This window comes from Mediterraneibacter catenae (assembly GCF_008691045.1).
GTDB classification, from domain to species: Bacteria; Bacillota; Clostridia; order Lachnospirales; family Lachnospiraceae; genus Mediterraneibacter; species Mediterraneibacter ornithocaccae.
Map to the genome: position 1 here is coordinate 180,105 of NZ_VMSO01000001.1, position 18,027 is coordinate 198,131.

The window sequence follows — 18,027 nt, forward strand, 5'->3', positions numbered from 1 at the left end:
TCACAATAGTACTTTTAAATTTTTTGTTTTTCTGCTAATATAGTGATGCAGATCATAAGAGCGGGCCCTTGAGTCCTGTATTGCCGCAACGGGGCGGCGTACCGGAACCATCCCGCTTTTTTCTGATGTAAAAATGGAAAGGAAGATCAAGATGCCAAAATTAAATGAGAATTATCTGAACGTACAGGACAGCTATCTCTTTGCCGAGATTGCTCGAAGGGTGAAAGCATATGAGGAGAATCACCCGGATAAAGCAGGCAGTATCATCCGCCTGGGAATCGGAGATGTAACCCGTCCGCTTACTAAGAGTGCGGTTGAAGGACTTCATAAAGCCGTGGATGAGCAGACGGTTTCCGAGACATTCAAGGGATACGGACCGGAGCAGGGGTATGAGTTTGCACGGAAGGCTGTTGCGGATTATTATGCGAGAAACGGCGTGAGCGTTGACGCGGACGATGTGTTCATCTCGGATGGTGCGAAGAGCGACACGGGAAATATTACGGAGCTGTTTGCACAGGATAATGTGATCCTCGTGCCGGACCCGGTATACCCGGTTTACGTGGATACGAACACGATGGATGGCAAGAAGATCATTTATATGAACGGCACAGAGGAAAATGATTTTCTTCCGATGCCGGATAACAATGTGAAAGCGGATATCATTTATCTGTGTTCCCCGAATAATCCGACCGGTGCCTGCTACAATAAGGAACAGTTAAAGGCATGGGTAGACTACGCTCTGGCAAATGAGGCAGTGATCCTCTTTGACTCGGCTTATGAGGCGTTTGTATCTGAGCCTGAACTTCCGCGCAGCATTTATGCGGTAGAGGGGGCGAAGAAGTGTGCCATCGAGTTCTGCTCACTGTCTAAGACGGCAGGATTTACAGGAACACGTTTCTCCTACACAGTCGTACCGAAAGAGCTGGTATTTGCCACCTCGGATGGAAAGGAACTGAGCCTGCATGACATGTGGAACAGAAGACAGTCCACGAAGTTCAACGGAACTCCGTACATTATTCAGTATGCGGCTGCACAGGTATTCACAGAGCAGGGAATGAGCGAGTGTATGGAAAATATTTCCTATTATATGGAGAATGCCCGCGTGATAGCGGAGACTCTGAGGAAGAAAAATATTCCGTTCACAGGCGGAGTGAACTCTCCTTATATCTGGTTCAAGTGCCCGAACGGGATGGAGTCATGGGAGCTTTTTGATCATCTGCTTGAGAATATCCAGGTAGTCGGAACACCGGGCGCGGGTTTCGGCGTGAATGGAAAAAATTATTTCCGTCTGACTTCATTCGGAACTCATGAGAAGACTAAAGAAGCGATGGAGAGATTCGACAAACTGTTTTAACTAAATTTCAATTTGTAAAACGTAAATAACTTATAGAAAAGAGATATGGCGGATGTCCGCAGCATATGGGAAAGGTGTGACTGTATGCAGAGCGGATATCCGCCATATATTTTTCTTGAGAAAATCTTTAGAATTTATTTCATATAACTTAAGTAATATTATATTGACAGGTAATATTATACGAAATATAATATAGAAAACGGTACAACATAGAAAGGGTGATTGCATGGTATTCAATACAGGTGCAGCGCTTCTGGACGCGATCGTGCTTGCCGTTGTTTCACACGAGGATGAAGGAACATACGGCTACAAGATCACACAGGATGTACGCAGAGTCATAGACGTGTCAGAATCGACACTGTATCCGGTCCTGCGGCGCCTGCAGAAAGATGAGTGTCTGGAAGTGTATGACAGGCAGTTTGACGGGAGAAACAGAAGATATTACAAAGTGACATCCAGAGGGATGGCCCAGCTTGGTCTGTACAAGTCAGAATGGAAAACTTATATACAGAAAATCAATGAGATATTTGAGGGAGGTGTGACTGCATGAACCGTATGGAATTTATGGCTGAGCTTGAAAGACTGCTCGCTGATATGCCGGAAGATGAACGGCAGGCGGCGGTTCAGTATTATGCAGATTATTTCGCGGACGCCGGCGAAGAAAACGAGCAGGATGTGATCCGGGAGCTTGGAAGCCCGGAGAAAGTAGCCGAGTCGATCAAGGCGGATTATTACGGAACAGAATTTAATGAAGCCAATTACGAACATAAGGATTATATGGAGAAATACGGACAGCGATCTTCCGGCGGGACAGACAGCTCCCGGGCGGATTCCGCGGCGGGCACCGGACAGAGTGGAACAGGAAGTAAAAACAGCGCAGGAGAAAATGTAGCAGGTGACGCGGAAAAAAGAAAACCGTGGACCAGCAATACACTTAAGATCATACTTGTTATTGTGATCGCAGTCATGTTATGGCCGGCATCCCTGGGAATCGCACTTGCAGTTCTTGGTATTGCGGCGGCATTGATCTTCTTTTTCGCAGGGCTTGTGATCGCGGCAGCGGCGGTTATGATCGCGGGCGGTGTTACTGTCATAGTGGGAATAGTTGCTGCGTTTGCGGTTCCGCCGGTTGCACTCGTGACAGCTGGGATCGGACTTGTCCTGTTTGTGATCGGCCTGATTGCGACAGTCGGAACAGTGAAGCTCTGTATCATAGTATATCCGGCGATGCTCAGAGGATTTGTCAATCTGTGCAGAAGACCGTTTTACGGAAAGGCGGTGTAAAGGATGAAAAAAGGGTGGAAAGTGTTCTGGATTGTATGTGCAGTACTGGCAGCAACAGGTCTTTTTATGACAGCGGCGGGGGCGGCGCTTGGCGGACTTTCAATGCTGAGCAATAGAGATGAATTAGAAAAGCTGTCGGAGATTACGTCAGACGGAGAAAATCTTAGCAGCGGATATAAAGCAGGAGAACCGGACGGCGATATGATTACGGCTTATGAGGAGGTTGATGAAATAGCATTGGATCTGTCTGAACTTGTCGTAAGTGTCGTTCCGTCTGACAGCAGTGCGATCGTAGTAGATACATCCCGGCTCCGGGAAGACGTGCGGGAAACAGTTGTTATCTCACAGGACGGTTCAGAACTGAAGATTGAGACTGACGGACATCACAGATTTCAGTGGTATACGGATGATCCGGGCATGCTGTATATAAGCATCCCTGAAGGCGAGAATTACAGCTCTTTCTCCGCTGAGATCGGAGCCGGTCTTTTGGAAATGACTGGAATCTCGGCAGGCGAACTCAGCCTTGAGGCTGGAGCCGGTCAGATCATTGCAGAAGGATTTTATGCGGATGTACTTGAGGCAGAATGCGGGGCCGGTCAGATTAGCCTTCAGGGTGAAGTGGTGCAGCATGCAGATATTAACTGCGATATCGGGGAAGTGCTTTTTACACTGCCGGGCGACGCAGAGGCGTATGACTACGGACTGTCATGTTCGGCAGGAGAACTTGTCGTTGGTGATGAGGTGTACAGCGGTCTGAGGAATAAAATGAAGATAGATAACAACAGCGGATGTATGGTTGAAGCAGAATGCCGGGTAGGCAGAATAGAGATCATGTTTGAGTGAGGTATATCATTTAAGAAAGAGAGGAACAGATTATGACGGAAAAAAGATTATATCGTTCGAGGAACAATAAGATGCTCTGTGGGGTATGCGGGGGAATCGCCGAATATTTTAATATTGATCCGACACTGATCAGACTGCTGGCGGTGGTATTCGGATTATCCGGGGGAAGCGGGATATTGGCATACATTATCGCGGCGATCATTATACCGGATAACCCGGAAGCATAAAAGGAGTGAACGTAATGTACCGGACGCTTAAGAAACGTCCGGTTTCTTAGTTTGAATATTCTGACTTAATTAGGGCAATACTTCGAGAAAACGGAAAGAAGGGGTATTGTGTCAAAGAAAAAAACAAAAAAAATCGACCTGAACAATCTGGAACCTGAAGAAAAGATAAAATATGAAGTGGCGGAAGAACTGGGACTTCTGGACAGAGTGCTTTCAGAAGGATGGAAATCTCTTACATCAAAAGAGACCGGACGGATCGGAGGTATCGTGACAAAAAAGAAAAGGGAAAAAATAATAAAACAGGGCAGGTAAAACTTTACAAAAAACGTCAGATTTGATAAAATTGTACGGCTGGGGAGACTATAGGTGATGTAGTTATGGAAGAAAAGATAAAAGTTCTGGGAGTTGAGATGAACTGTCTGACAGCTAAGGAAACGATGGTGCTGGCTATGCAGTTTATGGAAAATGACCCGGTTGATACAATAGAAATGATGACCATGGATTCCTTGATGAACAATCAGGATGATGAAGCATGGATATCGCAGGCAGGGGATTTTAAACTGGTTCTCCCCGGGGAGTCTGAGATCCTTGAGGCGGCTGAAGTCCGCGACAGGGTAAAACTGAAAGAAACAGAAAACAGGACCTTTCTGAAAATGTTTATGAAATACCTTCAGAAAAATCAGAAAAGGGTTTATCTGCTGGCAGATACAGAAGAGGCGATCTCTAAGGCTGAAGGTGCGATCAGGCGGTATAACAGGGGGATACGGCTGACCGGGCATGCCTGTCTGAATCGTGATGACAATCGGGAAGAAGAGGTAGTAAATGACATTAACGGAACAGAGACAGATTGTGTTTTGTCAGTATTAACGCCGCCCTATCAGGAGAGTTTCATAAGCAGAAACCGGACATTGATCAACGCTAAGCTTTGGTTTGGGTGCGGCCCGATGCTTTCGCGGAGCTACGATGACCGCAAGGTGTTACAGCAGATCAGGCATTTCTTCAGAAAAACGATGTTCCGCAGGCAGGTAGAAAAACAGCAGAAAGAAAAATAATATGAATTTTTTGTAAAACATTTGAGGAAATGCATAAAAAAAGTGGATTTCCTCTTTATTTTTTTGATGTTTTGCATTAATATAATACGTGAATATGTAAATTTGAATATTTTTTTTGCTTAAAATTTGTGAAAAGTGTACATGGTTTTCTGGAGGAGTGGAGGAAGAGGTATGATTTCTAATCAGATACTGCAAAATACGATCGATGGATTAAAAGGGATTGCGAGGGTGGACTTCTGCGTTCTGGATACAGAAGGAAAGGAACTGGCAGCCACATTTGACAATGGGCAGGACCGCGGCGAGGCGGTGCTTTCATTCGTGGAATCCCCTGCAGACAGCCAGGTAATCCAGGGATGTCAGTTTTTTAAGATATTTGATGAGCAGCGGTTAGAATATGTGCTCCTTGCCGACGGCGACAGTGAGGATGTGTATATGCTTGGCAAGATAGCGGCATTCCAGATCCAGAGCCTCCTGGTAGCATATAAAGAGCGGTTTGACAAGGATAATTTCATAAAAAATCTTTTGCTCGATAACCTGCTGCTGGTGGATATTTATAACCGCGCGAAAAAATTACATATTGACACAGAAGTAAAACGTGTTATCTTTATTATTGAGACATCGCATGAAAGGGATAATGCTGCGCTTGAAAATGTAAGGAGTCTGCTCGGCGGTAAGTCGAAGGATTTTATCACTGCGGTTGATGAGAAAAATATCATTGTGGTGAAAGAGCTTACTGACAAGGACGGCAACAAAGAACTTGAGAAGATGGCAAAAGAAATGCTGGATACGCTCCGCAACGAGGGAGGGGAGGAGCAGATCCGCATCGCATACGGTACAATTGTCAATGATATCAAGGAGGTTTCCAAATCGTACAAAGAAGCGAAGCTTGCTCTTGACGTCGGGAAAATCTTTTTCGATGAGAAAGATATCGTAGCATTTACGACTCTGGGTATTGGCCGTCTGATCTATCAGCTTCCGATTCCGTTGTGCAAGATGTTTATCAAAGAGATTTTCGAGGGGAAATCTCCGGACGATTTTGATGAGGAGACATTGACGACGATCAACAAATTCTTTGAGAACAGCCTCAATGTGTCAGAAACGTCCAGGCAGCTTTATATTCACAGAAATACTCTTGTTTACAGGCTGGATAAGCTCCAGAAGAGCACCGGTCTGGATCTTCGCGTTTTCGAGGATGCAATCACATTCAAGATCGCGCTGATGGTCGTAAAATACATGAATTATATGGAGTCTTTGGAGTTTTAAATCCATATAATATACGAGCAGGGGTATGAATAATTAGGAGGAACATATGATTGAATTAAGAAAGGTGACAAAGGAGTATTCCAAAGGTAATGCCGCTCTGAACGGAATATCCGTAAAGATCGAACGTGGTGAGTTTGTCTTTATCGTGGGTGACAGCGGATCCGGTAAGTCTACCCTGATCAAACTGATCATGAAAGAGCTGAATCCGACCGAGGGAACCATCATCGTGAACGGGCAGAACCTGAACAGGATGAAACACCGTAATATTGCAAAGTACAGAAGAGGAATTGGCGTTGTCTTTCAGGATTTCCGTCTGCTGAAAGACAGAAACATCTATGAGAATATCGCTTTTGCGCTGCGTGTGACCGAGACGCCAACCAGAATCATCAAGAAAAAGGTCCCGGCGGCACTTTCTCTGGTGGGACTGGCGCAGAAATATAAATCATTTCCAAAAGAGCTCTCAGGCGGCGAGCAGCAGCGGGTTGCGATTGCAAGAGCTCTTGTGAATGAGCCGGCTATACTGCTGGCAGACGAACCTACCGGAAACCTGGATCCGACGAACTCATGGGAAATCATGAGTATTCTGAAGGAAGCAAATGAGCGTGGAACGACAGTGCTTGTTGTTACGCACAACCAGGAAATTGTAAACGAGATGAACGAACGAGTGATCACGATGAAACAGGGCGTGATTGTCAGTGATGAACAAAAAGGTGGGTATATAAATGAGGATTAGCACAATAGGATACGTAGGAAAGCAGGGGGTCAAGAATATCTGGAGGAACAAGATGTTTTCACTCGCATCCGTTGCGACGATGTCAGCTTGTATCTTCCTGTTTGGTTTATTTTTCTCGATTCTCGTAAACTTTCAGTACATCATAAGAACTGCCGAAGAAGGCGTTGCCATCACGGTATTCTTTGAAGAAGACGCCACAGATGAGCAGAAAGAAGAGATCGGACAGCAGCTTGCAGAGCATGAAGGTGTGGCAGACGTAAATTATGTTTCTGCAGATGAAGCATGGGAAGAGTTCCAGAAAGAGTATTTCGGCGATAATCCGGAGCTGGCAGAGGGATTTAAAGACGACAACCCGCTGGCAAGTTCTGATAACTATGAAGTATACATGGAGACTATGGAGAATGACGATCAGAGTCTGGTGGCAAGGAGCCGGTCTCTGTCAGAGACACAGAATGAACTTGTAGAGTTTGCGCAGGGGCTTGACGGAGTCCGTGAAGTCAATAAATCAGATGTGGTCGCAAATACACTTTCCAGTGTGAATACGCTTGTAGCGATTGTGTCTATCGCGATTATCGTCATACTGTTTGGCGTATCTATCTTCCTGATCAGTAATACGGTTACCATGGGTATTACAGTCCGCAAGGAAGAGATTGCGATTATGAAATATATCGGCGCGAAAGACTTTGTGGTGCGGTCGCCGTTTGTGATCGAGGGTCTGATCATCGGTATATTCGGAGCTGCGATTCCGCTGACACTGCTGTATTTCCTGTATGACAGGGCGGTACAGTATATCATGACAAAATTCAGTATCCTGCAGAATATCATTGATTTCCTTCCGGTTGGAACAGTCTATCAGATACTGCTCCCGGTAGGACTTATCATGGGTATCGGCATCGGATTCCTGGGAAGTTTCTTTACCGTGCGCAAGCACCTCAAAGTATAGGAAACAGTACGAGTATATACGGAGAAAGAATGTGGGAGGACAAAGTGGAGAAGAGAGTGATCCGCTTTGCCCTCTTTTTCAAGTATTAGAAGAGGAGTGAAAGAGATGACAGATTTGAATAAAGACAGTGGTCATGAGGGCCCTGAGGAAACAGCGGAAGAGACAGTACAAGCGTCTCAAGCAGCGGGAGGAACTGCCGGCAAACAGGATAAAAGAAATGGCAGATTCAGTATGGGCGTACTGGCCGGCGCGCTGGGCGCAGTGATCATCATATGTGGTGCGGCAGGACTCTGGAAGGCAGTCACCGGTATGTTTACCGGAGATTATACTTCAGGGACAGTTTCGGAAGCTGATGTCAATGAAAAGCTGGATAAGATAAACGGCCTGATAGAGGAGTATTATCTGTATGACGATGAAGTCGATGAAGTCGATGAAGACGCCCTGATAGACGGGATATATTCCGGCTATGCAGAGGCTCTGGGAGATCCGTACACAGAGTATTATGACGAGGAGGAGACCAAAGCTCTTTATGAGTCTACCAGCGGCGAATTCTCAGGTATAGGGGCTACGATGTCCAAGAGCCTGGACAGCGATGAAATAACAGTGAGCAATGTGTACGAGGACTCCCCGGCAGAAAAAGCCGGTTTGAAGCAGGGCGACATCATATATCAGGTGGATGATCATTCGGTCTCGGGACAGGATCTTGAGACGGTGGTATCATGGATCAAGGGCGAGCAGGGAACGGATGTAGTCCTCCATGTGATAAGAGGCGGAGAAGAACTGGAACTGACAGCTACAAGAGATATCGTTGAGGTTCAGACAGTTACCAGTGAGATGAAAGACGGACAGATAGGCTACATCGCAGTGAGTGAATTTGACAGTGTGACTTACGACCAGTTCGAGGAAGCGCTCAATGATCTGGAATCGCAGGGAATGCAGGGACTTGTCATCGATCTGAGAGGAAATCCGGGAGGCAGCTTGACGACGGTGACAGATATGCTTAAATTATTGCTGCCCGAAGGAACGATAGTATCTACAAAAGACAAGTACGGTAATACCGAGGAAATCACCTGTGACGGCAGTCATGAATTTACAAAGCCTCTGACAGTTCTTGTGAATCAGTACAGTGCAAGTGCCTCGGAAATATTCAGCGGAGCCATACAGGACTACGGTACGGGAACGATCGTGGGGATGACAACTTACGGTAAAGGTGTAGTACAGCAGCTTATGGATCTGGGCGACGGTACCTGTTTCAAAGTTACAATAGCTGAATATTACACACCAAGCGGAAGAAGTATCAACGGTGCAGGTGTGAAGCCGGATGTTGAAGTCGAGTACGAATATGATGAGAAGAATCCGGAGGCGGATAATCAACTTGACAGGGCTTTGGAAGTTGTGAAGACAGAGCTTGAACAGGAATAGAACGGCCTCGGATTGTGTTGGAAGCAGAGCTGTGATAAGTGACGGAGGATAAGGATGAAAAGAGTTTGTACGGCGAAAAATGCAAGATATAAATCTGAAACTTGCAAAAAAGGGGTTGAAATTAAAAAAGCAGTGTGATATTATTGGAAACATATTTTAACAGGCTAAAGTGTTAAAATAGACAAAGGCAATGAACAAGACTCTGGTCTTCAGAAACTGACAGGAAGTTGGCGTCACCGACTGAGAGCGCCGGACAGCGGAGAAGGTTAAGGGAACACTTGGGAGCTGACCGTCTGAACAGGTGCAGAAAGCTTAGCATAAAGTAGGGCGGTACGTGAGGCGTACGTTACATGCAAAGAGGGGAACCCTGATCACTTGGGTGAGGGTTCAATGCGGGTGGTACCGCGGATTTTATCTTGATAATTTCCGTCCCGGGATACTTAAGTATCCCGGGACGTTTTGTTTTCCCCGGGATGCAGCATCTGAAAGGAGAGAAAACAATGGAACTGGTAAAAGGAGTAAAAAAATCGGAAACTTTGGAACTTGCAGATCTGCTTAAGGAAGAGGTAAAAGGACAGACGGTAAAGGTAAACGGAGCCGTCCACACGATCCGTGATATGGGTACGGTAGCTTTCGTGATACTCAGAAAACGCGGCGGCCTTGTGCAGTGTGTGTACGAGAAAGGTTTGTCAGGCTTTGACCTCAAGGATGTGAAAGAGGCGGCTACGGCAGAGGTTACAGGTATTGTGGCAGAATCGGAGAAAGCGCCCCACGGCATTGAGATCCGTCTGAGAGGCATCCGCATCTTAAGCGAACCGGCAGCGCCCATGCCCCTGCCGATTGCGAAGTGGAAGCTGAACACTTCCCTAGAGGCGAAGCTGAACTATCGTCCGGTTTCTCTGAGAAACTTAAGGGAGAGAGCAAGGTTCAGGATTCAGGAAGGTCTCGTGAGAGGATTCCGTGATTTCCTTTACGGTGAAGGATTTACAGAGATCCATACGCCGAAGATCGGAGCCAAGAGCGCGGAGGGCGGTGCAAACCTGTTCCGTCTGGATTATTTTCACAGACCGGCTATCCTTCAGCAGAGCCCGCAGTTCTACAAACAGATGATGGTCGGGGTGTTCGACAGAGTATTTGAGACAGCTCCGGTATTCCGGGCGGAAAAACATAATACAAAGCGCCATCTGAACGAATATACGAGCCTTGATTTTGAGATGGGATATATCGAGGGATTTGAGGACGTGATGGCTATGGAGACCGGTTATCTCCAGTACACGATGAAACTTCTCGAAGAAGAATATGCAGATGAGATCAGAATACTCGGGATCGAGCTGCCGAAGACAGAGGATATTCCGGCTGTGCGGTTTGATGAGATCAAGAAACTTGTCTCTCAAGAGTATGGGCGGAAGATCAGAAGCCCTTATGATCTGGAGCCGGAGGAGGAAGTGCTCATCAGCAGATATGCGAAAGAAAAGTGGGATGCGGATTTCGTATTCGTTACACACTATCCGTCAAGGAAGCGTCCGTTCTATGCGATGGACGATCCGGAGGATCCGACCTATACGCTGAGCTTTGACCTACTGTTCCGTGGAATGGAGATCACGACAGGCGGTCAGCGTATCCACGATTACGAGAGCCTGCTTGCAAAGATGGAACAGCGCGGCATGACAGAAGAAGGAATGGAGCAGTATCTGAGCACATTCAAATACGGTATGCCGCCTCACGGCGGCCTGGGGATCGGTCTGGAGCGTCTGACCATGAAACTGACAGGAGACGACAATGTCCGCGAGACTACATTGTTCCCGAGGGATATGAGCAGACTGGAACCGTAATAAAGCACAGCCTGATCTGCAGAAAAAATCTTGGAGAGGCTCAGGCGACCAGATACAGAGAAAGGAGAGACAGTCATGGCAAACAAGATATCAGACGAGACCATCGAGTATGTCGGAATCCTGGCAAAACTCGAGTTATCAGATACAGAGAAAGAAGCTGCAAAAGCGGACATGGAGAAGATGCTGGATTACATTGATACGCTGAATGAACTGGACACATCAGGGATTGAGCCGATGTCCCATGTATTTCCGGTAAATAATGTATTCCGCGAGGATGTGGTGACAAACGGTGACGGCAGGGAAGAGACACTGGCGAACGCACCGCAGAGAAAAGAGGATACCTTTGAAGTGCCGAGAACAATCGGCTGAGACGAAGCGGATCATGACAGAAAGGCGGCATAGATTATGGAAATATTAGAACTTACAGCCCTTGAGCTGGGAAAAAAGATAAAAGCCGGCGAGATCACAGTGCGAGAAGCTGTTCAGGCGGCGATTGACCGTGCAAAGGAAGCCGAGCCAGCGATCAACAGCTATGTGACACTGGACGAAGAAGGAGCATTTGCGCAGGCGGAAGAAATCCAGAAGAAGATCGATGCAGGCGAACTGACCGGACCTCTGGCGGGAGTGCCGGTTGCAGTCAAGGATAATATGTGTATCAGAGGACAGCTTACGACCTGCAGCTCAAAGATACTTTCGAATTTCAAACCCACATATACTGCAGAGGCGGTAGAGAACTTAAAGAATGCCGGGGCAGTGATCATAGGAAAGACAAATATGGATGAATTCGCAATGGGAAGCACCACGGAGACTTCCTGGTATGGACCGACGAAAAACCCGCACAATACGGCTCACGTGCCCGGAGGTTCTTCAGGAGGTTCCTGCGCAGCGGTAGCGGCGGGGGAGTGCTTCGGCGCTCTCGGATCGGATACGGGCGGCTCCATACGGCAGCCCAGTTCCTTCTGCGGCGTGGTCGGCCTGAAACCTACCTATGGGACTGTCTCCAGATACGGACTGATCGCTTACGGTTCTTCACTGGATCAGATCGGACCGGTGGCGAAAGATGTGTCCGACTGCGCGGCATTCCTTGAGGCAATCGCATCACACGATCCGAAAGACAGCACATCTATAGACAGAGACGATTATGATTTTACGAGTGCTCTTGAGAATAATGCAAAAGGGCTGAAGATCGGCATACCGAAGGATTATATGGGAGACGGCCTTGATCCGGAAGTGAGACAGGCAGTCCTTCGGGCGGCAAAAGTTCTGGAAGAAAACGGCGCTGTTGTCGAGACGTTTGATCTGGGACTTGTAAAATATGCCATCCCGGCGTATTACACGATTGCTTCTGCGGAGGCAAGCTCGAATCTGGAACGTTTTGACGGTGTAAAATACGGCTATCGTACAGAGGAGTACGAGGGGCTCCACAATATGTACAAAAAGACCCGTTCAGAAGGATTCGGTCCGGAGGTAAAACGCCGTATCATGCTCGGCTCATTTGTCCTGAGCTCCGGATATTATGACGCATACTATCTGAAAGCTCTTCGGACAAAAGCTCTGATCAAAAAAGAATTTGACAAGGCGTTTGAGTATTATGATATCATTCTTGGACCGGCAGCACCGACGACGGCTCCCGAACTGGGCAAGAGTCTGAACGATCCGCTGAAAATGTATCTGGGAGATATTTATACGATCTCCGTAAACCTTGCAGGACTTCCGGGAATGACAGTGCCGGTCGGGAAAGATAAAAACGGACTGCCTATCGGGATGCAGCTGATCGGAAATGCATTTGAGGAGAAAACACTGATCCGGGCGGCATACACTTATGAATGCGCGACAGGAAAACAGTATGAGACAATGGCAAATATCAGCAGAGCGTCTGCAGGCGGTATAAGCGATGGCGGCATGGGAGCGGCAGATGCAGCGATGGATAAGGAGGTGCGCTAGATATGGCAAAGCAGTATGAGACAGTCATCGGACTTGAGGTCCATATCGAACTGGCAACAAAGACGAAGATCTTCTGCGGATGCAGCACAGAGTTCGGAAGCGCGCCCAATACCCATACATGCCCGGTGTGTACGGGAATGCCCGGATCGCTTCCGGTGCTCAATAAGCAGGTGGTAGAGTATGCTATGGCGCTGGGACTTGCCGCAAACTGTAAGATCACACAGGTGTGCAAGTTCGACCGGAAGAATTATTTCTATCCGGATAATCCGCAGAACTACCAGATCTCCCAGCTCTATCTTCCGATCGCGAGAGACGGATATGTGGAGATTGATACACAGACAGGAAAGAAGAAAGTACGGATCCATGAGATGCATATGGAAGAGGACGCGGGAAAACTTGTCCATGACGAGTGGGACGACACTTCCCTTGTAGATTATAACCGAAGCGGCGTCCCGCTTGTGGAGATTGTCTCCGAACCGGATATGCGCTCTGCTGATGAGGTTATCGCATATCTGGAAAAGCTGCGCATGATCGCACAGTATCTCGGAGTGTCAGACTGTAAGCTCCAGGAAGGGTCCATGAGGGCGGACGTGAACCTGTCTGTCCGTGAAGCCGGATCTGAAAAGTTCGGTACGAGGACAGAAATGAAGAACCTGAACTCATTTAAGGCTATTGCCCACGCTATCGAGGGAGAGCGTCAGAGACAGATCGAACTCCTTGAAGAAGGGAAGGAAGTCATCCAGGAGACAAGGAGATGGGACGACAACAAGGAACATTCCTATGCGATGCGTTCCAAGGAGGACGCGCAGGATTACCGCTATTTCCCGGAACCGGATCTTGTGCCGATCGTGATAAACGACGAGTGGATCGCAAAGATCAAAGCACAGCAGCCGGAGCTCCGTCCTGAGAAGCTGGAGAGATATAAGAAGGAATTCGATATTCCAGAATATGATGCGGAGCTTATCACAGAGTCCAAGAAAGTGGCGGATCTCTTCGAGGCAACGGTCGAGCTGTGCGGGAAACCGAAGAAAGCGGCAAACTGGATCATGGGAGATGTGTTCCGCCTGATGAAAGAGAAAGGCATGGAACCGGAAGAACTGAAGTTCTCACCGGAGCATCTGGCGAAGCTCATCGACATGGCAGATGTGGGAACTATCAGCGCCGCTGTCGCGAGAAAAGTGTTTGAACAGATATTTACCGATGATGTGGACCCGGAGAAATATGTGGAAGAGAACGGACTTAAGACAGTGAACGACGAGGGCGCTATCAGAGAAGCGGTCGAAAAAGTCCTGGCGGATAATCCGCAGGCGGTCGCAGACTATAAGGGCGGTAAGCAGAAAGCTTTCGGAGCGCTCATGGGACAGAGCATGCGCGCGCTGAAAGGAAAAGCCGATCCGGCGGCTGTGACAAAGATGATAAAAGAGATATTAGGAAAATAGTTTTTCAACGGGATGATTTCCGGTATTCTCCGGGAGTCATCCCGTAAGTTTTTTTGAACATACGCATGAAATGTTCCGCAGTTTCATGAAGTGTGGCGGTCTGATAGCTGCGGCTTATGTAGTTCAGGATTTCAGTGATAGGGCTGCCGTCGTACGCTCTGGTCAGAATAGATTCGATATCATTTTCATGATACTGCAGGAGCATTGCCCATAACTGCATAAGAAGCGCGTTGAGAAATGCGGAGTGATATTTCTCGTGAGCAAGGTATTCGATGCAGATATCCCCGGTACATAGAGCCTGTGACGGCTGATATATTCCGGATCGAGCGTATCGAGATATTCTTTAAATGTCTCAGGATGTTCCTTCTCATGCAGATATACGTCTCTGTAAAACTTTTCATCTTCGGTGTAGGCGGAGAGATGCTTTGGAAATTCTTCTTTGGATATTTTCATGGACGGCCGGCCTTTCTTCATAAATTATGACAGGAGTTTATATGCTGTCATGATTATAACACGAAAAAATCAGATGATAAGTAAAAAAGACAGGCGAAAAAGAAGTCAGTAAAAAACATCAGTGTTTTTCAGAATAAAAAAGGAGACTGACACATAAGCCATATAGTGTGTCAGCCTCTGTCAGTTTATTCAAGAATCTCATTTACCTGTTCTAAAGAAATACCGCATTTACAACTGCTGTTTATAGTAGCTGAAGAAATCAGCTATTTTCCCCATTGCCTCTTTGAGTACCTCGATTCGGGGCAGATAGACTACGCGGAAGTGATCCGGCTGTTCCCAGTTGAAGCCGCCGCCGTGGATCAGGAGGATCTTTTTATCCCGCAGAAGATCAAGGGCGAACTGTTCGTCGTCTGTGATATTGAACTTTTTAACATCGATCTTCGGGAAGATGTAAAATGCTGCTTTTGGCTTTACAGCGCTGATGCCGGGAATATCGGTCAGTGCTTTGTAAATATAGTCTCTCTGTTCGCGTATACGTCCGCCCGGTTCGATATAGCCGCGCACGCTCTGATGGCCGCCAAGTGCTGTCTGGACGATGGACTGTGCGGGGACATTGGAACAGAGGCGCATGTTGGAGAGCATCTTAAGCCCTTCGATATAATCCTTTGCAGCCTTTTTGTTACCGCTTAAGATCATCCAGCCGATGCGGAATCCTGCGATCATATGAGACTTGGACAGACCGCTGAAAGTGATGCAGAAGAGATCCGGCGCAAGGGAAGCAATGGAAATATGCTCTTCTTCATCCATTACGAGACGGTCGTAAATCTCATCGGAAAAGATGATAAGCTGATGCTCTCTTGCTACATCGACGATCTTTTGAAGCACTTCTTTCGGATACAGTGCCCCGGTCGGGTTGTTCGGGTTGATGATAACGATCGCTTTCGTACGGTCGGTGATCTTTCTGCGGATATCTTCAATGTCCGGATACCATTCCGACTGTTCATCGCAAATGTAATGTACAGCCTTTCCGCCGGCAAGTGTGGCACAGGCGGTCCACAGCGGATAATCCGGAGAAGGGATCAGGATCTCATCCCCGTTGTCCAGCAGCGCAGACATACAGATATTGATCAGCTCGCTGACGCCGTTTCCGGTGTAGATGTCCTCTATGGCGATATTCGGAATTCCTTTCAGCTGTGCATACTGCATGATTGCTTTTCTTGCAGAAAAAAGCCCCTGTGCATGAGAATACCCTTCACATTCCGTCAATTGCTGACGCATATCGTAGATAACTTCGTCCGGCGTGCGGAAACCGAACGGAGCGGGATTACCGATGTTCAATTTCAGGATCTGCGTGCCGGACTCTTCCATTCTTGCCGCTTCGTCAACGACCGGTCCCCTTACATCATATAAGACGTTATCGAGTTTCGATGATTTCTTGAATGTTCGCATTTGTCTTTCCCCCGTAATTGTATTATTTCTAAAATTTATTTGGCTGTTCTGTTTTGGATTGCCGGCAGGGGCGTTTCCGCCGTCCGCGCCGGCCGAACCGGTGGAAGAGGCGGTTTCAGATGATGATTCATCACCCCGCAGCCAGTTCTCGTCTACCTGAAGTGTATCCGCGAGAAAATGCAGGATATCGGGACGCGGAAGCGTTTTTCCACTTACATACTGGCTGATGTGGCTCTTCCCGAGCTTAACTCCCTGCTCAGATGCTGCCCGTATCAGATCGACCTGTTTTTTCCCTTGCTGCGCCATGGATGCCTTCAGGCGCAATGCAAAATTTTCTTTAGACATATTCGTTATCTCCGTAAGTTCAAAAAAGTTCAATTTGCGCTGCGGATACTATAACACAGATTTAGAAAAAGTTCAATACAATATTGTGAGTTCAAAACGAGGAAAGTTCAATTTGCTCAATTGAAAAGAATATGCGGATATGAAAGCAGGATTTCTACAGATAGTGAAACAGCTTAGGGATAAGTAGATGGAATCAATAAAGGTTTGTGGGATAGCAGGAATTTTGATACAATGTGAGCGGAACTACTGGAACCGGCAGAATGGTACAGAGAAGGAGGAAATATAATGGACATTAGAGATGAGCGTCGTACAGCTAAAGATATTGAAGCAGTTATTACGAGTTATAATCAAGGGGATATGATCATTGAAGCGGTTCATTCATTATGTGAACAGACCGTACTGCCGTCAAGAATTATTATTGTAGACGATGGCTCGACAGATAAATATTCTCTGGACATATTGAATACAATTAAGGCAGACCACGCTATTCCTATTCCGGTCGTTGTGATACAGCAGGCAAATAGCGGTGTATCAACAGCGAGAAATACCGGTATTCGTAAGTCTGAAACACCACTGGTACTTGTACTTGACGGAGACGATAAAGTCAAGCCCTCATATATAGAGCAGGTTTGTAAGTTGTTGCACGAAAATCCTTCAATGGTAGCTGCTTCATCATGGATGAATACCTTCGGCGTGCTTGATTCGGTAATTTGTCCAGGCGGAGGAAATGTAAGTAAATTTCTTGCACGTAATTGTTGTCCGGCAACTCATATCCTTCGGCGTGAAGTATGGGAAAAAAGTGGAGGATATGATGAATCTATGCGTTCAGGTTTTGAAGACTGGGATTTCTTTTTAAGTATGTTGGAAACAGTACCGAACGCACATATCGGGATTGTGCCAGAACCACTAATTGATTATCGTACTGCGCCTGCTTCATCGAATGTCAAGAGTATGTCAAAGCGGCTTGAACTAATGCGTTTTATAATAAGAAAACATAACCAGTCTTATCAGGCGCATATAGAAGATGCAATATTGGAGATCGAAACCATATCCATGTCAAGACTGGACGGATGGGAAAAGGAAATATGCCATACCTTGAAAGAAAAGCAAATTTTAAGCCAGGCATCTGTAGATTTTATCAAAAGCCCATCATATGGTGACGGCGGGATGGCTGCTGCTGTTCGCATTGCATCAAATCATCAATCAACTATATCTGCTTTGAGGACGGAGAGCCGGAGAAGCGAAAAACGGACCATTTCGGACTAAAAATATGTTTTATAAACAGATTATCTTACAGCGAGGACTTCCCTTTGAAGTGAAAATCCCAGACAGAACGCCCACAGATATAAGTATGCTGGGAATAGAAGAACTGCTGTGACGAATACGGCAATCCTCACACCAGTGTTGACAAGGGGAGTCAAACTTAAGAAAAATGACAATTTCA

General features: G+C 46.9%; 18 protein-coding genes. 16 read left to right on the plus strand and 2 right to left on the minus strand.

Annotation, left to right across the window (positions count from 1 at the left end; all coding sequences use genetic code 11):
* Positions 1–151: 151 nt before the first annotated feature.
* The 15 genes from FNY66_RS00700 (at position 152) to gatB (ending at position 14,336) form a co-directional block, all read left to right on the plus strand.
* The gene (locus FNY66_RS00700) at positions 152–1,354 is read left to right on the plus strand and encodes an LL-diaminopimelate aminotransferase (RefSeq protein ID WP_150309993.1); all 1,203 of its coding nucleotides are present in this window, start codon (positions 152–154) and stop codon (positions 1,352–1,354) included.
* 226 nt (positions 1,355–1,580) lie between these two features.
* A complete protein-coding gene (locus tag FNY66_RS00705; RefSeq protein WP_087152164.1) occupies positions 1,581–1,904 on the plus strand; it encodes a PadR family transcriptional regulator in 324 nt (107 codons plus the stop codon).
* A complete protein-coding gene (locus FNY66_RS00710; protein WP_150309994.1) occupies positions 1,901–2,638 on the plus strand; it encodes a DUF1700 domain-containing protein in 738 nt (245 codons plus the stop codon). The genes FNY66_RS00705 and FNY66_RS00710 overlap by 4 nt, the downstream gene beginning before the upstream one ends.
* A gap of 3 nt (positions 2,639–2,641) precedes the next feature.
* Complete coding sequence (locus FNY66_RS00715; RefSeq protein WP_150309995.1) at positions 2,642–3,481, plus strand: DUF4097 family beta strand repeat-containing protein; 840 nt, start codon at positions 2,642–2,644, stop codon at positions 3,479–3,481.
* 32 nt (positions 3,482–3,513) lie between these two features.
* Positions 3,514–3,708 carry a PspC domain-containing protein gene (locus tag FNY66_RS00720; RefSeq protein WP_087152167.1) on the plus strand — a complete coding sequence of 65 codons (195 nt, stop codon included), beginning with the start codon at positions 3,514–3,516 and terminating at the stop codon, positions 3,706–3,708.
* 108 nt (positions 3,709–3,816) lie between these two features.
* A complete protein-coding gene (locus tag FNY66_RS00725; RefSeq protein ID WP_087152168.1) occupies positions 3,817–4,020 on the plus strand; it encodes a small, acid-soluble spore protein, alpha/beta type in 204 nt (67 codons plus the stop codon).
* Between the two features lie 65 nt (positions 4,021–4,085).
* On the plus strand, positions 4,086–4,760 hold the full coding sequence (locus tag FNY66_RS00730; RefSeq protein WP_087152169.1) for a WecB/TagA/CpsF family glycosyltransferase: 675 nt from the start codon (positions 4,086–4,088) through the stop codon (positions 4,758–4,760).
* Positions 4,761–4,931: 171 nt separating this feature from the next.
* Positions 4,932–6,023 (plus strand): PucR family transcriptional regulator, encoded by a 1,092-nt coding sequence (locus FNY66_RS00735; protein ID WP_087152170.1) that lies wholly within the window; start codon positions 4,932–4,934, stop codon positions 6,021–6,023.
* Between the two features lie 46 nt (positions 6,024–6,069).
* Positions 6,070–6,756 carry a cell division ATP-binding protein FtsE gene (gene ftsE, locus FNY66_RS00740; RefSeq protein ID WP_087152171.1) on the plus strand — a complete coding sequence of 229 codons (687 nt, stop codon included), beginning with the start codon at positions 6,070–6,072 and terminating at the stop codon, positions 6,754–6,756.
* Positions 6,746–7,699 (plus strand): permease-like cell division protein FtsX, encoded by a 954-nt coding sequence (ftsX, locus tag FNY66_RS00745; RefSeq protein WP_150309996.1) that lies wholly within the window; start codon positions 6,746–6,748, stop codon positions 7,697–7,699. The genes ftsE and ftsX overlap by 11 nt, the downstream gene beginning before the upstream one ends.
* 105 nt (positions 7,700–7,804) lie before the next feature.
* Positions 7,805–9,121, plus strand: a complete 1,317-nt coding sequence (locus tag FNY66_RS00750) for a S41 family peptidase (RefSeq protein WP_150309997.1) — start codon at positions 7,805–7,807, stop codon at positions 9,119–9,121.
* A gap of 500 nt (positions 9,122–9,621) precedes the next feature.
* Positions 9,622–10,953: an aspartate--tRNA(Asn) ligase gene (aspS, locus tag FNY66_RS00755; RefSeq protein ID WP_087152174.1), complete on the plus strand. Its 1,332-nt coding sequence runs from the start codon at positions 9,622–9,624 to the stop codon at positions 10,951–10,953.
* 75 nt (positions 10,954–11,028) lie between these two features.
* Positions 11,029–11,322 (plus strand): Asp-tRNA(Asn)/Glu-tRNA(Gln) amidotransferase subunit GatC, encoded by a 294-nt coding sequence (gene gatC / locus FNY66_RS00760; protein WP_087152175.1) that lies wholly within the window; start codon positions 11,029–11,031, stop codon positions 11,320–11,322.
* A 36-nt stretch (positions 11,323–11,358) separates the two neighbouring features.
* On the plus strand, positions 11,359–12,897 hold the full coding sequence (gatA, locus tag FNY66_RS00765; RefSeq protein ID WP_150309998.1) for an Asp-tRNA(Asn)/Glu-tRNA(Gln) amidotransferase subunit GatA: 1,539 nt from the start codon (positions 11,359–11,361) through the stop codon (positions 12,895–12,897).
* 2 nt (positions 12,898–12,899) lie between these two features.
* Entirely contained in the window at positions 12,900–14,336 is a 1,437-nt protein-coding gene (gene gatB, locus FNY66_RS00770; protein WP_150309999.1) for an Asp-tRNA(Asn)/Glu-tRNA(Gln) amidotransferase subunit GatB, read from the plus strand.
* A gap of 4 nt (positions 14,337–14,340) precedes the next feature.
* Here gatB and FNY66_RS00775 read toward each other — a convergent pair whose 3' ends face one another.
* Positions 14,341–14,556, minus strand: a complete 216-nt coding sequence (locus tag FNY66_RS00775; protein ID WP_150310000.1) for an AraC family transcriptional regulator — start codon at positions 14,554–14,556, stop codon at positions 14,341–14,343.
* Positions 14,557–15,017: 461 nt separating this feature from the next.
* Positions 15,018–16,583 (minus strand): aminotransferase class I/II-fold pyridoxal phosphate-dependent enzyme, encoded by a 1,566-nt coding sequence (locus FNY66_RS00780; protein WP_087152180.1) that lies wholly within the window; start codon positions 16,581–16,583, stop codon positions 15,018–15,020.
* A 285-nt stretch (positions 16,584–16,868) separates the two neighbouring features.
* Between FNY66_RS00780 and FNY66_RS00785 the strand changes: the two genes are divergently transcribed.
* The gene (locus FNY66_RS00785) at positions 16,869–17,849 is read left to right on the plus strand and encodes a glycosyltransferase family A protein (protein ID WP_150310001.1); all 981 of its coding nucleotides are present in this window, start codon (positions 16,869–16,871) and stop codon (positions 17,847–17,849) included.
* Positions 17,850–18,027: the final 178 nt, after the last annotated feature.

Coding starts and splice junctions, on each gene's coding strand:
- FNY66_RS00700 (WP_150309993.1), top strand. CDS start 152: ATGCCAAAATTAAATGAGAATTATCTGAACGTACAGGACAGCTATCTC.
- FNY66_RS00705 (WP_087152164.1), top strand. CDS start 1,581: ATGGTATTCAATACAGGTGCAGCGCTTCTGGACGCGATCGTGCTTGCC.
- FNY66_RS00710 (WP_150309994.1), top strand. CDS start 1,901: ATGAACCGTATGGAATTTATGGCTGAGCTTGAAAGACTGCTCGCTGAT.
- FNY66_RS00715 (WP_150309995.1), top strand. CDS start 2,642: ATGAAAAAAGGGTGGAAAGTGTTCTGGATTGTATGTGCAGTACTGGCA.
- FNY66_RS00720 (WP_087152167.1), top strand. CDS start 3,514: ATGACGGAAAAAAGATTATATCGTTCGAGGAACAATAAGATGCTCTGT.
- FNY66_RS00730 (WP_087152169.1), top strand. CDS start 4,086: ATGGAAGAAAAGATAAAAGTTCTGGGAGTTGAGATGAACTGTCTGACA.
- FNY66_RS00735 (WP_087152170.1), top strand. CDS start 4,932: ATGATTTCTAATCAGATACTGCAAAATACGATCGATGGATTAAAAGGG.
- ftsE (WP_087152171.1), top strand. CDS start 6,070: ATGATTGAATTAAGAAAGGTGACAAAGGAGTATTCCAAAGGTAATGCC.
- ftsX (WP_150309996.1), top strand. CDS start 6,746: ATGAGGATTAGCACAATAGGATACGTAGGAAAGCAGGGGGTCAAGAAT.
- FNY66_RS00750 (WP_150309997.1), top strand. CDS start 7,805: ATGACAGATTTGAATAAAGACAGTGGTCATGAGGGCCCTGAGGAAACA.
- aspS (WP_087152174.1), top strand. CDS start 9,622: ATGGAACTGGTAAAAGGAGTAAAAAAATCGGAAACTTTGGAACTTGCA.
- gatC (WP_087152175.1), top strand. CDS start 11,029: ATGGCAAACAAGATATCAGACGAGACCATCGAGTATGTCGGAATCCTG.
- gatA (WP_150309998.1), top strand. CDS start 11,359: ATGGAAATATTAGAACTTACAGCCCTTGAGCTGGGAAAAAAGATAAAA.
- gatB (WP_150309999.1), top strand. CDS start 12,900: ATGGCAAAGCAGTATGAGACAGTCATCGGACTTGAGGTCCATATCGAA.
- FNY66_RS00775 (WP_150310000.1), bottom strand. CDS start 14,556: ATGCAGTTATGGGCAATGCTCCTGCAGTATCATGAAAATGATATCGAA.
- FNY66_RS00780 (WP_087152180.1), bottom strand. CDS start 16,583: ATGTCTAAAGAAAATTTTGCATTGCGCCTGAAGGCATCCATGGCGCAG.
- FNY66_RS00785 (WP_150310001.1), top strand. CDS start 16,869: ATGGACATTAGAGATGAGCGTCGTACAGCTAAAGATATTGAAGCAGTT.